The 14,548-nt window shown below is 58.1% G+C and carries 15 protein-coding genes; all 15 read right to left on the minus strand.

All coding sequences use genetic code 11. The features are described from left to right. Positions 1-8 precede the first annotated feature (8 nt). Positions 9-1,463, minus strand: a complete 1,455-nt coding sequence (locus tag JRJ26_06855) for an extracellular solute-binding protein (protein MBW2057199.1) — start codon at positions 1,461-1,463, stop codon at positions 9-11. Positions 1,464-1,672: 209 nt separating this feature from the next. Further along, positions 1,673-2,467: an SDR family oxidoreductase gene (locus JRJ26_06860; protein ID MBW2057200.1), complete on the minus strand. Its 795-nt coding sequence runs from the start codon at positions 2,465-2,467 to the stop codon at positions 1,673-1,675. 44 nt (positions 2,468-2,511) lie between these two features. Next, positions 2,512-3,318: a triose-phosphate isomerase gene (locus JRJ26_06865; GenBank protein MBW2057201.1), complete on the minus strand. Its 807-nt coding sequence runs from the start codon at positions 3,316-3,318 to the stop codon at positions 2,512-2,514. A 57-nt stretch (positions 3,319-3,375) separates the two neighbouring features. Next, positions 3,376-4,164: a 3-hydroxy-5-phosphonooxypentane-2,4-dione thiolase gene (gene lsrF, locus JRJ26_06870; protein ID MBW2057202.1), complete on the minus strand. Its 789-nt coding sequence runs from the start codon at positions 4,162-4,164 to the stop codon at positions 3,376-3,378. Between the two features lie 70 nt (positions 4,165-4,234). After that, on the minus strand, positions 4,235-5,260 hold the full coding sequence (locus tag JRJ26_06875) for a zinc-dependent dehydrogenase (GenBank protein MBW2057203.1): 1,026 nt from the start codon (positions 5,258-5,260) through the stop codon (positions 4,235-4,237). Between the two features lie 49 nt (positions 5,261-5,309). Then, complete coding sequence (locus tag JRJ26_06880) at positions 5,310-6,869, minus strand: carbohydrate kinase (protein ID MBW2057204.1); 1,560 nt, start codon at positions 6,867-6,869, stop codon at positions 5,310-5,312. 44 nt (positions 6,870-6,913) lie between these two features. After that, positions 6,914-7,960: a 2-hydroxyacid dehydrogenase gene (locus JRJ26_06885; protein MBW2057205.1), complete on the minus strand. Its 1,047-nt coding sequence runs from the start codon at positions 7,958-7,960 to the stop codon at positions 6,914-6,916. 27 nt (positions 7,961-7,987) lie between these two features. Further along, positions 7,988-9,079 (minus strand): ABC transporter ATP-binding protein, encoded by a 1,092-nt coding sequence (locus tag JRJ26_06890; GenBank protein ID MBW2057206.1) that lies wholly within the window; start codon positions 9,077-9,079, stop codon positions 7,988-7,990. A gap of 18 nt (positions 9,080-9,097) precedes the next feature. Continuing rightward, positions 9,098-9,409 carry a TOBE domain-containing protein gene (locus tag JRJ26_06895; protein ID MBW2057207.1) on the minus strand — a complete coding sequence of 104 codons (312 nt, stop codon included), beginning with the start codon at positions 9,407-9,409 and terminating at the stop codon, positions 9,098-9,100. Continuing rightward, positions 9,406-10,191 carry an ABC transporter ATP-binding protein gene (locus JRJ26_06900; GenBank protein MBW2057208.1) on the minus strand — a complete coding sequence of 262 codons (786 nt, stop codon included), beginning with the start codon at positions 10,189-10,191 and terminating at the stop codon, positions 9,406-9,408. The genes JRJ26_06895 and JRJ26_06900 overlap by 4 nt, the downstream gene beginning before the upstream one ends. A gap of 33 nt (positions 10,192-10,224) precedes the next feature. After that, positions 10,225-10,803, minus strand: a complete 579-nt coding sequence (locus JRJ26_06905; GenBank protein MBW2057209.1) for a hypothetical protein — start codon at positions 10,801-10,803, stop codon at positions 10,225-10,227. 6 nt (positions 10,804-10,809) lie between these two features. After that, complete coding sequence (locus JRJ26_06910) at positions 10,810-11,763, minus strand: extracellular solute-binding protein (protein MBW2057210.1); 954 nt, start codon at positions 11,761-11,763, stop codon at positions 10,810-10,812. A 135-nt stretch (positions 11,764-11,898) separates the two neighbouring features. After that, positions 11,899-12,879 (minus strand): TIM barrel protein, encoded by a 981-nt coding sequence (locus JRJ26_06915; GenBank protein ID MBW2057211.1) that lies wholly within the window; start codon positions 12,877-12,879, stop codon positions 11,899-11,901. 45 nt (positions 12,880-12,924) lie between these two features. Then, positions 12,925-13,272: a cupin domain-containing protein gene (locus JRJ26_06920; GenBank protein ID MBW2057212.1), complete on the minus strand. Its 348-nt coding sequence runs from the start codon at positions 13,270-13,272 to the stop codon at positions 12,925-12,927. Positions 13,273-13,348: 76 nt separating this feature from the next. After that, positions 13,349-14,302, minus strand: coding sequence for a sugar-binding transcriptional regulator (locus JRJ26_06925; GenBank protein MBW2057213.1), 954 nt, complete (start codon positions 14,300-14,302; stop codon positions 13,349-13,351). Positions 14,303-14,548 lie beyond the last annotated feature (246 nt).

Raw genomic sequence — 14,548 nt, forward strand, 5'->3', positions numbered from 1 at the left:
TTGCAACCCTACCTCAGTCTCACGTCTGCACACGAGCTCGGAGGGGCAACCTTGCTCCTGCCGGCCTCGAACAGGATCTTCTGCTGCTGGCAGGCCGCGTATTCGAGGCCCAGCATCGGGTCATCGATCTGCCCCGTTGCATACGCCGTGAAGGCTTCCTGCTGGGCGGCCAGCATCTCGGAGTATTTCGGGTCGTGCCAGAAGTCACGGGAACGATCCGTACGGAGCATATACTTGAAGGCACGAAACCACGGTTGGATCTCCTCAAAACCCGACTTCTCCAGAACCGCCTTCACGCACGGGTTTCCCCCGCGCCTGGCGAACTCGAGCTGAGTCTCGGGCAGGTACCACCACTTCAAGAAATCGATGGCCACGGTCATGTGGGCCTCGTCGTTGTATGCATTGATCACCCACGGCTGGCCGCCAATGGAGTAAAGCCGCTTCAAGGATCCGTCTTTCTGCTTGAAACCGGGCGGAGGCACGACCATGACCCTGTCTCGGTTCTCGTCCGTGATCATGGCCAGACCGACCGCAGCCCACTGGAACGCCGTGGCGACCTTGTCATGGGTGAACGCGTCGATCTCTTCGGCAATCCCGTAATTGACAGCGCCCGGAGGCTGGTAATTCAGCATTCGTCTGTTCCACTTCATGGCTTCGGCGTTGATCTCGCTGTTGAGGATCCCGTAGACCTTCCTTTCTCTCGGATCCCAGATATCGCCACCCATGGAGAACATGAAGGGATAGAGATACATGGTCATGAAATCGTACTCTTTTGAGTACTGCATGGCCGTGCCGTAGAGACCCTTGTCGGGCCGTGTGAAGAACTCGGCGATCTTTTCGAAGTCCGTCATCGACAGGTTCTCAAAGTCCTCGAAGGTTTGAGGCAGATCCATGCCGTACTTGGCCTTGAAGGCCGCCTTCTCGGCCGGATCATGGAAAAGATCCGTCCGCACGAAGAGGGCGATTGTGTCCCCCTCTTCCGGCAGTCCCCACAGCTCCCCGGACCCTTCCGGATACTCCATATAGGTGTTCACCACGACAGGGTCATACCAGTCGATATCCAGCTCGGGGTGTTTCTTGATGAGATCGCTGACCTTGACGATCCAACCCGGTTCGGCAAAAGCGCCCAACCACTGGCTGTCGCTGATGATGATGTTGAACTCCTGGGACCGTGTCGCCAGGGTTGAGGCCGCCTTTTGGAACAGCGCCGAGAACGGCGCTTCGGCAAAAGTGAACCTGGCCTCGTATCCGTACTTCTCCTTGGCGTACTCGGCGAACAGGGGCGACATGTCCACCCCCAGCCGGCTCGGCAACCAACCACCAATCCCCAAGATGGCCATGTCGATCTTCTTCCCCTTGAGCGGATGCTCCCCTGCCATGGGCTGGGAGACGACAAAAAGCATGCTCACGGTCATGACCAACAACAGGCTGAACGCCAAAAACAGAGCTTTTCTGCTTCTCATGACGTTCCCTCCTTCCAATTCAGGGGTTTGCAATCTACTCCCACCTCTCCTCACGGTGTACCGCAAAATCCCTTCCTTCTCACCTCCTTTCCCATGAGTGTTGCCATGCAACCGAGACCGACGCCCCGGCTCGGAAACCCCCTGCTCCTTCTCGCATTTAGGCCCACCTTGCGACCCGCCCGTGCCACTCCGTGAGGGGGAAAAGGCTCTCACCTCCCTGCAAGGAACCCACCATCCACCGGGTACGTGGAACCCGTTACAAAGGAGGCCTCAGTAGAGGCGAGAAACAGAACCACCCTGGCGACCTCCGAGGGACGCCCCAACCGCTTCATCGGTTCTGCCTCGATGAATCTCCGAATCGTCGCCTCTGGATCAGCGGTGGAAGCAGCGTAGTCACGAGGCATGGCCGTATCGATGGTACCCGGACAGACCGCATTGACCCTGATACCCGTGGCTGCAAGCTCGAGGGCCAGGGCCCGAACCATATTCGCAATCACTGCCTTGGTCGCACAGTAGAGGGTCATGTACGGATGCCCGACCAATCCGGACATGGATGACATGGCCACTATGTTTCCGAAACCCTGTTCTTTCATCGTCATGGCGGCTTTCCGGAGCTGGAAGTAGGTCCCCTTGATATTGATGTCGACAAGACGGTGAACCTCCTCATCTGTCGTCTCTTCTATGGGAGACACGAGAACCATCGAGGCATTCGCCACAAACACATCCAACCTTCCAAACCTCTCCAAGACCCCATCGACCAGACCGTTCACCTGATCGGACCTGCTGATGTCCACGACTCGATACTCTCCTCTGCTGTTGTGCGACCGGAGCTCATCCACCGTCTCTCTGGGAGGCCCCTCGCGCCTCCCAGCCACCACCAACCTCGCCCCCTCCTCGCCAAAGGCCAGGGCACAGGCCTTTCCGATCCCGGTCCCGCCACCGGTGATCACGACACCTGATCTCGAAACCTCTCCCCCTTCATCCCCCTCTCCCCTGGCCGTCAATCCCCCCTGGATTCAACCGGCAGACCCATCACGCGTCAGCCCCCTCATGGAGCCGGCCCTTCGTGACCCCGGGGCCTTCCTCGGCTCTCCCCTTGAACCGCTTCGATAATCCGAATCAGGCCTCTCACATCCCAGGCCGCCCGCCCGACAAAGAGGCCGTCAACCTCCTTCTCCCTCACAAAAAGAGGCCCGTTCTCTGCGTCGACGCTGCCCCCGTACAGAACGGGAACCTCCCCGGCAGCCCGGCTCCCGTAGAGTCCTGAGACCGCATCTCTTATCACGCCGTGGACGGAGTTTGCATAGTCCGGCTCGGCCGGCGTCCCCGATTCACCGATCGCCCAGACCGGCTCGTAGGCCAGAATCACCTCGCCGATTCTGCTCTCGGGCACGTCCTTCAAGGCTATCTTCACCTGGCGCGCCACGCACTCCCTGGCAACACCGAAGGCCTTCTCAGGGCCGGTCTCTCCCACACACACAAGGGGCCTCAGACCGTGCCCGAGAGCCGCGAGGACCTTCCTGTTCACCGTGTAGTCGGTCTCCCCGAACTGGGCCCGCCTCTCGGAATGCCCGAGTTCGACCAGATCGGCCCCGCAGTCTTTGACCATGAGGGGGGATATCTCACCGGTGAAGGCCCCCCGTTCTTCCCAGTGCATGTTCTGAGCCCCGACCTTTACCGGAGATCCTTTGAGGATCTCGCATGTCCTTCTCAGAACAGTGAAAGGCGGGACAATGAAGACCTCGATCTCAGGGGCATGACCATCCACGAACTCCCTGAGGCTCCTCGCATAGGCCTCTGCCTCGGCCAGGAGCTTGTTCATCTTCCATCCCGTGCCGACCCACTTTCTTCCCATTGTCTCTGTCTCTTCCCTCTCCTGGGATCAGGGAAGCAATCCCCTGCCGGGGAGAGCCTATCTCCCTTTCTCTTCTGTAAAGATCTCCTCGGCCTCCTTGACGGAAGCCTTCTCATGGATTATGGCACGCAGGGCCTTCATCATGGCCACGGGGTGGTCATGCTGCCACACATTCCTCCCCAGGTTGAGACCGATGGCCCCCCTCTCCATGCCGTCGTGGACAAACTCGAAAACCTCCCGCTCCGTCTCGCACTTCGGCCCGCCGGCCATGACAACGGGCACCGGGCAGCCGTTGGTTACCCGCTCGAAGTCTTCGCACCAGTAGGTCTTGACCACCTTTGCTCCCAGTTCAGCGGCAATCCGGCAACAGAGGCCCAGGTAACGGGCGTCTCGCTTTTCAAGCTCCCTCCCCACCGCTGTCACGGCCATCACCGGTATTCCGTAATTCTCGCATTCATCCACCAGTCTCCCGAGACTCATGAGGGTTTCGTGCTCATACTCACTCCCAACGAAGATCGACATGCCCACCGCGGCCACATTCAGGCGAAGGGCTTCCTGGACCGAGGTGGTGATCCCCTCATGGGAAAGATCCTTTCCGATGATGCTGGTCCCCCCCGAGACTCTGAGTATGATGGGAGGACTGTTCTTTGGGTCCACGCAAGCACGGAGCACCCCACGGGTTACAAAGAGTCCGTCCGCGAAGGGGATCAGAGGTCTTATCGTCTCCCCCGGCCTCTCAAGCCGGGTCGTGGGCCCCTGAAAGTACCCGTGGTCGATAGGCAGAAAAAAGCAGTGGCCGTCCGACTGAATCAAACGGGCCAGACGGTTCTCCATTCCCCAATCCATGATCCTCTCCTCCTTTCGGACCGTACTCAGGCCGCTGCTCGCCAGCCAGCCGAGCAGGTATGTTCCATCCCTATTTCTGAGGTTCGATGATGACCTTTATGGAGTCCCTGGCCGAGGCTACAAGGGCGAACCCCTTGCCCGTTTCGGCCAGGCCGAATCGATGGGTGATCATCTCCCTGACCCGGACACGCCGGGTACGAATCAGCTCCAGGGCAACGGCTGCATCCTCCCGGCTTCCCGAGTAAGAACCGGTGAGGGTGATTTCTTTGAAGAAGAGCTCGTTCGCCTCCACGGGAATCGTCTCCCCCGGCTGTGTGGGTGCGAAAAAGAGAACCGTGCCTCCCCGTTCCACACACGCGAGCCCCTGGGAGAGCGCAGCCACGGCTCCCGTACAAATCACCACGGTGTCTGCCAGTCGCCCCCCGTTGACCTCTCGCAGGCATGAAAGAACATCCTCCTTCCCGTGAACCGTCACGTCGGCCCCGAATCTCCTTGCAGCCTCCAGCCTGTAGTCTACAAGATCCGTGGCCACAATCGGGCTGGCCCCCGTGGCACGGGCCAGTTGCACCTGGAGAAGCCCCACGATGCCGCTCCCGATGACAAGAACCGAATCACCCGGCCTCATACGCGCGAGTCTCTGCCCCCGTACGACGCAGGCCAAGGGCTCCACGAATGTGGCCTCTTCAAAGGAGACCTCCTCGGGGAGCAGATAGAGTCCCCGGTCCACATTGATCGCCGGGATTCGGACATATTCCGCAAAGCCCCCGGGATCAAGATGGGTATTCCGAAAGGTATCGCACACGGTCTGGTGGCCCCGAACACAGTAGTGACACGTATTGCAGGGAACATGGTGATAGGCGAATACCCTGTCACCTCTTCTGTACCCCTCCACATTCGGGCCCACGGCCACGATCTCTCCGGCAAGCTCGTGGCCCTGCACCAGGGGAGCCCTGCCGAGGCGATACCACTCCATTACGTCGCTTCCACAGATACCGCAGGCCTCCACGCGGACCAGGACTTCACCGGGATGGATCTCCGGTTTGGGTATCTCTTCCAGGCGAACATCATCGTTGCTGTAATACATTGCCACTCGCATGGAAGACCTCCACGGAAACCTTCTGATCTGCCCGGGTAAAGGGATCTTGCTAAGGCCGGGTCCCTGAGGTCACCCTGCCGAGTATCTCCGCCCTCAAGTCCCAGTCATCCCAGACATGCCGGTAAAGGCTCCTATACAACCTGGACAGTTCCTGATACTTCCGGTGGTTCTCCATGTTGGGCTCAAAGGTAGCCCCCACAGAGACCGTTCGCTTCACCGCCTCCCCCTTGTCTCTGTATACTCCGGTGGCGAGGCCCGTCGTTATCGAGACCCCAAGGGCGCCGAACTCGCTCCCCTTGGGTATGCTCACAGCTCTGCCGGTAGCATCGGAGACGATCTGGCACCAGAGCGGGCTTTCAGCCCCCCCGCCGCACACCATCAGGTTGCTCACAGAGACGGGGATGTGATCGAAGCAGTCGACCATGGAGAGTGCCACCCCCTCGTAGACCGAACGCAGCAGGTGCCACCTGGAATGCCTCAGGCTGAGTCCGAAAAACTGAGCGACAGCCGAGGGTTTGACAAAGGGGGCCCGCTCTCCTCCGGGATTGATATAGGGGTGATAGATGATCCCTTCGCACCCGACAGGCACCCGGCTGACCTCATCCTCCAGGAGGGCATAGAGATCGAGCTTCTCTTTTGCCGCCTTCTCCTTTTCCTGGGGGCAGAACCTGTCGATGAACCAGTCGAGATTCGGGGTCCCTGCGAGGCTCGGCATCGAGCGGAGCGTCTGCTCGTCGAATGCATAGGCCAGGGTCATTCCCACCCCCACCGGCTTCAGCTCCACCCTGTCCATGATAACACCGTTGAAACAGGTCGTCCCGATAATGGAGTATGCCTGGCCATGATTGATCGCCCCGACGCCCACTCCGCAAGCCACAACATCGATCATCCCATTGGTCACCGGTGTCCCGACACGGAGCCCGGTTTCACGGGCCGCCTCCCTGGTAACCTCCCCGATAACCTCCGAGGCTTCGGAGATCTCCGGAAAGAGTCGGAAATAGGATGAAAGACCCAGCATTTCAAAGAGGTCGGGGGAGTATCCCCTCTTCCTGATATCAAAGGGGGCACGGGATGCATCGGATGGGTCCGTGATGATACGTCCCGTCAGTTTGAGCTTGATCCAGTCCTTGGCAAAGAGAAAGTGGGCCGCCCTAGCCAGGGAGTCGGGTTCGTTCCTCCTCAGCCATTCCAGGACGGCTGCCGGGGCACCTGAAAAGATGGCGGACCCACAGATGTGGAAACTCGAGAGTGCCGACCCATCTTGTTCCCACTGGCGAACGATCTCTCCCGCACGGCCGTCGGTCCAGAGCACGGCCTTTCGCACCGGTCTCAAATGGCTGTCGACCAGCCGGCATCCATCCCCCTGCCCGGCGACCCCTACACCGGCGATATCCGAGGCCGATATTCCATGGCCCTTGAGGCAGCGCGATACGGTCTTCTTGACGGCACTCCACACCAGGTCCATGTCCTGTTCCGCCCAGTTGGGCCTTGTCGTCTCTACGGGCACCCTTTCCCGGCTTACAGCAATCTCACGGCCGTCCTCGTCAAAGACGACCGTCTTGACGACGGAGGTACCTGCGTCGATCCCGAGAAGAAGCGGCTTTCTCATGCCCCCTCCCCTGAACAGGAAGTTTCCTCTATGCCTGGAAGGTGTCAACCGAGGCGAAAAGACTCCAAGACCTCTGGGTTGGCACAGCACCTGGGCCGCTCTCCGGAAAGTAAGCGGGCCAAGTCTCCAACCACGATCTCTGTCTGATGCCTCTCCACATCCCAGGAAGCACCTCCAATATGCGGGGTCAGCACTACGTTGTCAAGGGTGAGTAAGGGGCTATCAGAGGGAAGAGGTTCCTGCTTGAAGACATCGAGACCGGCCCCGGCGATTCTCCCCTCTCTCAATGCCACAGCCAGGGCCTTCTCGTCCACAATGGCTCCCCTTGCGGTGTTGATCAGATAGGCTGACGGCTTCATCAAGGCGATCTCTTTCTCGCCTATGAGGTCCCTCGTTTCAGGCGTGACTTTGCAGTGGACCGTGACAAAGTCCGATTCCTTGAGCAGGGTCTCCAGATCCACGGGCCGGGCTCCTGCCTGGAGTATCTTCTCCTCGGGGATGTAAGGGTCGTAGACAATGATCTTCATCTCAAAGGCCCTGGCCCTTGCCGCCACTCGCTCTCCCACCTCGCCCAAGCCGATGATCCCCAGGGTCCTGCCGCAGAGTTCCGGTCCCTTGAAAACCATGTAGGGGCTGCCCTCCTCCACCCCCCACACCACGTTTCTCTCTCCCCCCTCGGAAGTCCCTGCCGGGGCCAGGTAATGCCCTGTCTTCAGAAGATGATGGGCCTGAGCCACGTGCCGGGCCACCCCGATCATCAAGGAGAAGACAAGCTCTGCCACCGCCACGGCATTACGGCCAGGCGCATAGAGAACGGGTATCCCCCTGGCGGTGGCATCGGGGATGTCGATGTTGGCCTGGGGTCCCCCCCGGGTGCACGCGATGATCCTCAGGCTGGCCGCCTCGATCACCTCGCGGACAATCGGCTCGAACTCCACTATAACGATCTCCTTGCCGGCCAGAACCTCCTTCAGCCGATCCACCGAAAGAACCCTTCCACCCTTGGCCTGTCCCTCGAGCTCAACCTCGACCATCTCCCTCAGCTTCCTCAGGCCGTCCTCGGCCAATGGAACCGTCACCAATGCCTTCATACCCGTCTCCTGCCGCCGAATTCTCGGTTAGACAACAAGCTCATGCGTCAGAGAATCAAATACACGGATTTCCTCAGGTGGAAACCGCACCCAGACCCGCTCCCCCTTGAGTGTCCTCTTCGACCCGACAGCCTTTGCCTTGATGGACTGTCCTCCAACTACAAGATGGAGAATCTGCCGGTTTCCCATGGGCTCCACGAAGTTGCAAGTCGCCGGAAAATAGTCTGCACCCTCCTCCAGGCCGACCTCGATGTGTTCGGGCCTGATGCCGAGGATGAATTCCCGGGCCAGCCGGCCGGTCCCCAGCTTCGGCACCAGTCTCTCCGCAGGCCGCTCGAGTCCGCCGACATTCAAGAAGGCCCGGCCGTCCCTCTCTGTGACCTTGCAGTCGAGGAAGTTCATTCCTGGATTGCCGATAAACCAGGCGACAAACGTACTGGCAGGGTATCTGTAAATATTCTCCGGACTGTCGTACTGGAGCAGCCTCCCCTTGTCCATCACCGCGATCCTGTCGGCGAGGGTGAGCGCCTCGCTCTGATCATGGGTTACATAGATCATCGTCTGGCCGAGATCTATCTGCATCCTCTTCAATTCGGATCGGAGGTCGAGTCTTGCCTTGGGATCCACATTGGTGAGTGGTTTGTCAAGCAGATAGACCCTGGGCCTTCTGATAAATGCACGTGCCAAAACCGCTCTCTGCTTGTCTCCCGCATCGAGTTCCGTCGCACCCCTGTAAAGGAAGCCGGATAACCCAAAAAGGGCACTCACCTCCTCCACCCGCCGCCTGATTTCATCGCGTGACAGTCCCTGAGCGACCAGGGGAAAAGAAATATTATCATAGATCGACATGCTTGGATAGAGGACCGGAAACTGAAAAACCATGGTTACATCGCGGTGCCTGGCGGTGATATCCGTGAAGTCCTGGTCGTCGAAGTAGACCCGTCCGGATGTAGGGGTTTCGAGTCCCGAGATGATCCTCATCGTTGTTGTCTTTCCACAACCCGAAGGACCGAGGAGGCTGACAAGCCCCCTGTCCGGAACCTCCAGGGTGAGGTCGTCCACAGCCACCACAGTCCCATCAAAGACCTTTGTTATATTTTCCAGGTAGACCCTAGCCATGGCGCCGCTCCAAAAAAGCTACTCAATGAGTTTTTCTGTTTTCTGGTCGAAAAGATAGCCATCTTTCGACCAGAAGGACACGTATACCCTGGTACCTGGTTCCATCCTCTCGATCCTCGGAACAAAGGATTTTATCAGCAAATCCCCGACTTGCACATGGAGGATCGTATCCGACCCGATGACTTCTCCGACCACGATTCTCCCCTCGAGAGTGACGTCGAAATCCACGCCCTTCTCTCTACCGACCAGGATATGCTCGGGCCTGATTCCCAGAATAGCTTCTTTCCCGGGTGAGAGCAGATGAGGTTCGACCTTGCCGAGCTTGATCAGACCGAGAGACTGGGTATCGAGAAAGAATTCCCCCCCTTCATCGTTATGGTGCCGGGGATCGTGTTCATGGCAGGAAAGCCCAGGTAAACCCCTGAAAACACGTTTGCCGGTCTTTCATAAACCTCGTCCACAGGCGCATACTGCTGAACAGTCCCCCTGTCTATCAGCACAACCCTGTCTGCCATGACCATGGCGTCCACGGGATCCGGGGTGGCATAGATGATGGTCTGGCCGAATTCTTCCTGCATCGTTTTGAATTGCCCCCTCATCTCCTCCCGGATCTTGTAATCCAGGTTGACGAGAGGTTCATCGAAGAGGGCGACCCGGGGGTTCCTCACCAGCAGGCACGCGATGGCCACGCGCTGTCGCTCGCCTCCACTGAGCTGCCAGGGCTTGCGGTCGAGGAGAGGGCCTATATTGAGGAAGTCGCTTACAGACCTGACCTCACGGTCGACCTCATCCTTAGGCCGCCTGGAAGCGATGAGGGGGCTGGCGATGTTGCCGAACACGGTGAGGTGCGGGTAGAGGGCGAAATCCTGAAAGACCATGGCGACTCCTCTCTGCTGGGGGCCGACCGAGGCCATGTCCGCTCCATCAAAGAGGATCCTTCCCTCTGTGGGATCCTCGAGTCCCGCTATGATTCTGAGAAGCGTGGTCTTTCCCGCTCCCGGAGGGCCCAGGAGGCAGGTGAAAGAACCCTCGCCGACCTCAAGAGAGACATCCGTGAGAACGGGGCGGTCACCGAAACGTTTGGATATGCCGTCAATGAAGATCTTTGCCATTGATCTCTTGGCCTCCCTCACTGCTGCGGAAGCTCATCTGAAATAGAGCCGGATTATATACTTCCTGAAGAAAAAGAGAATCAATATCGATGGAATTGCCGCCAATATGGAGATTGCCGCGATTTGATTCCACATTATGCGCATCCCCCGGCGCAGGCTCGGCAAGAAGGCGGGGTATGTGATGACCTCCTTGCCCGACAGAAGATAACCGATAAGAAACTCGTTCCAGATAAAGATCCAGCAGAGGGCGATTGTTGCGGCCAGCCCGCCATACAGATGTTTCCTCGCCTCCTCGAAGGCCGGGAAACAGGGTTCATTGGTCGGCCAGTCGGGTGCAGTGCCTCTCAGGGGATTGGGCTTGGTGTACTGCCAGGCATTCTCATCCGTATAGTGGGAGTACATGTACGGGTCCATCCCACACAGGAGATCCGGGGTGGAATAGAAGCTGTAATCGGAATGGGAGACATGGAGAGCCACGTAGAATGCAGCCTCCTTGACCTTTTCGGGAAGGTTCTTGGGAATCACCCACACCCGGTTGTAGGGCATCATGGCGCGGTGGCGTACCTTGCCCGTCTTTGGGTCACGATAGCCCGGAATCAGAGCATTGGCCACGTCGCCTTAGACCTTCGGAGTTCCCATCTGGCCCCACTCGTTGATGTCTATCCACCAGATCTGCATGACCACCTTTCCGGCAAGCCAGTAGTCGACGGTCTCGTTTCCGAAGGTGGCCACTCCGGGCGGGCAGTAGGGCACGGTGGCTACCTGCCATTTGAGGGCCGCGATGGCCTCCTCTCTCGGCCAGAGGGCATGCTCCATCTCCTTGTCAAAGTAGTTCACCCCGCGACTGGCCGCGATGTTGAAGTAGAAGGCCCAGCTCCACGGAGGCATGCCCCACCACATGGTCGGCCAGACACCGGGAGGAAGGACCCCGGAAAAGAACTTGCAGAGGTTCATGTAGTCCTCCCAGGTCTCAGGAGGGGCGAGCTCCTTCCCATACTCTGTCCGGTATTTCTGCTTGTACTCCGGATTTGCAAAATAGGATTTTCTGTAGTTGAACAGGTGGACATCGCCGTCAAAGGGAATGGCCCAGAGCTTGCCGCCCCATTTCATGTAGAACTCTTTGTAGGGTTCCAGGATGTCGTCGAAATACGCCTTCATCTGGGCATCGTCGTACTTGGCAAAATACTTATCAAGGGGTTCGATCTTCCCGGTGAGAACGAAATCGGCGAGGAAATTCGGGGTTATCTCCACAAGCTGCCATGTCGGTTTCCCCCCGATAAGGTCACCGATGGCCTTCTCCCTCAACTTGGGAATATCGACCATTTCGGTCTTGCCTATCGTGACTCCACACTCCTTCTTGAGGAGAGGAGCGTACCACTCTAGGATCTTCCCGGCAAAGGCGTCATGGATGGCCGTGATCTCTATTCCAGAAAAGTCAACATCCGGATTCTTGACGCCTGGCTTCAGTAGTTTGATCTTTCCTTCTGCCGCATAGGGAATTGCGACACACAGCGCCAGGATCATCACAGGCAAAAGGAGTCTTGACCACTTTCTCAAACCTCTTCGCTCCATGGGACACCTCCTTTGCTACCACCACGGACGTTTAAGGCTGGCCTTCCCTTCCTTATGGCTCCCGGATCGGGGTTATAGAGATCTTTGACGCCGCAACCTCCTCCTTTCTCATCCGAATCGAAGAGAGGGGATCCCTCACTTCCCGAAGATGACCTTGCTCACTACTTCCTGTGTCACTCCTGCATCAAGAGTATCCTGGGCTCTCCTGAGTTCCCCGTAATCCATCCGGTCTAGCATGGCAACGAGGTTATTGAGGTTCTTGATGCAGAGGCCGGCGGCCTTCAGAGCATCCTCCCTGAAAGGGAAGATGTCGAGTCCCAACCAGCCGTCGTAGCCGGTCAGATCGAGGTAGTAGAGAAACTCCAGGGTATCCGGTATATGGACTGACCCAACTATTAGATCATCGTCCCACTCTCCGTAAGCGTCGTTGATGTGGACATTGAAGAGCCGGCCGTGACGGCTCAGGAGGGCCACAGACTCGCCCGGTTTCTCCTTGCTCATGAGGGCATGGCCGAAGTCGAGGGTGACTCCCACGTTTTCGCCGCATTCAAGGGCCAGGTAGAGGGCCTTGCCCACATTTCCCACGGCCAGGTACATCCTGGGTTCTTTCAGCTTGTATTCCAGGCAGATTCTCAAGTTGGGGTTGAAGTCGGCTATATCTTTGATGGATTCGATCAGGCTGTCGAGCTGTCCTACATAGTCGACCTGGAAGGGGTAGTCGAAACCATCGCTGCCCAACCAGAGGGTCACCGCCGGACATTCGATCTTCTCCGCCATCTCGACGGTGTGCTTGCACAGGTCGATCGCTTCTCTCCTGAGCCTCTCATCGGTATGGGTGATGGAACCGAGTTTGAACCTCCGATCCCCGAAGGTATTGGCTAGTATGCCCGTAGCCTGGAGCCCCTTGTCCCTGATATAGCTCCTGGTCTCCTTCAGGTCGACCCCTTCCAGCTGGGAGGAGAACAGCTCGATGCCCTTGATCCCTTCGACCGAGGCCGCCATGTCGATGAGCTCCCTGAGCTGGTAAGACCGGCCGAGGTATCCTGAGGGGACAAACCGGTCGGCACATCCGCCCAGGCACCAGAGTCCCGTTGCGTATTTGAATTCTCTTGCCATCTCCCGCCTCCTTTTCCCCATCACAGCCGCCCGGCTGGAAAGAGCCTACTTGGCGTAGTTCGGAATCACGCAGATAAACTCGAACGGCTCCGAGTAGGGATTGGTGAACTGATGAACCTCGTTTCGGGCCACGAAGATGCTGTGGCCAGCAGACAGAGGGTGCTCCTGCCCCTTTTCATCGATGGCTACACCCCTGCCCTTTTCCACCTGGACGAGATGTTCGTACTGGTGCTTGTGCCGGACGGTATACCCTCCTGGAAGGACCTTGAAGTACCTCATTACGATGTCGTCCGATCCCTCTTCAGGCCCAACGAGTACCTTCTTGACCACACCCCGTGCACCCTCCATCTCGACCAAGACATCTCCTGATTCGATCTTCCGGTTGATCTCCATGCCGGTTCCCTCCACGCTGTTTCCTACGCCTTCCCAGCGGCCTCCGCCTCTATCAGACCTAATCTGCCTAGACGGATCACTCCTCGGAGACGAGCAACCTGCCGGCGGTCTCCTCGTCGGTTATCAGGACATTCACGTATCCTCCTTTCAAAGCACCGTGGATGGCGTCGACCTTGCCCACGCCTCCTGCCACGCCGATCACGGTCCTGATCTTTCTCAGCTCGTCCAGACCGACCCCGATCACCCGCTCCGCGTACCCACTGTTGACGGGGACCCCCTCCTTGTCATAGAAATGGCCGCATACATCTCCGGCCGCCCCAAGGCTTCTCAGCCGTCTGACCTCTCCGGGAGATAGAAAGCCGGCCTTGACAAGAGAGCAGTCTTCGCTTGCGTTCCCTATCCCTACCACGGCGAGGTCCGATCGCCTGGCCATTTCCAAGGCGCGGTTGACGCTCTTTTCAGAGGCGATGATCGACCTGCTCCTGGCGGAGTCGGCCACCGCAGGAGCCGATATGTAGTAGCACTCCACACTCAGAGCATCGGCCAGCTTCCAGGCAACCTCATAGGAGTTTTCGTCGGCTTTCTTGGTCCAGCCACCGATGAGCGATACGACATGGCACTGGGCGAGGGGTCTCCTGGGAAGGAACTTGGTGATCTCTTTCAGCGTGGTCCCCCAACCCACGCCGACCACCTGATTCTTTTCCAGCTTTCTCAACAGGTAACGGGCCGCAGCCTCTCCCAGGGTCTTCTTCAGCCCCTCCTCGTCCCGGGGAGTGACCGATACCACGGCGTCGGACAAGGAGAACCGCTCTTTGAGCTTGTCCTCCTTCTCAAAACATCCGATCAAGGGATCGTCGATCTTGATTCGAACCAAACCCGTTGCCCGGGATTTCGAGATACTCCTCTGGACCTGCATCCTCGAAAGGCCCAGCATATCGGAAATCTCACGCTGTGTGTGGCCCTTGATAAAATAGAGCCACGCGATTCGACCGGCGAGATCGCCCCTCCGAGATCTCTCTTCTCTGCTCATCTGTTCATAAGCTCCCCTGTTCCCACTATTCGAACTCTGCTTAGCACAGCTCAATCTTAGTGTCAAGAGTTTTTCTCCTCCGCACCGAGTACCGCTGGTCTTTGCCGAATCGCCTTTATCTCTGAAGCATTGGAAGCATGAAACAATGTTCAAAGTCCTTTTCATCCTCAATTTTCTGCTTGACAAACCCTTGTGCCAACCTATAATAGCTTCCGAATCCTGTCCGTTTTCAGTCTTACACAAGGG

Source organism: Deltaproteobacteria bacterium, from assembly GCA_019308905.1.
GTDB lineage: Bacteria > Desulfobacterota > BSN033 > WVXP01 > WVXP01 > JAFDHF01.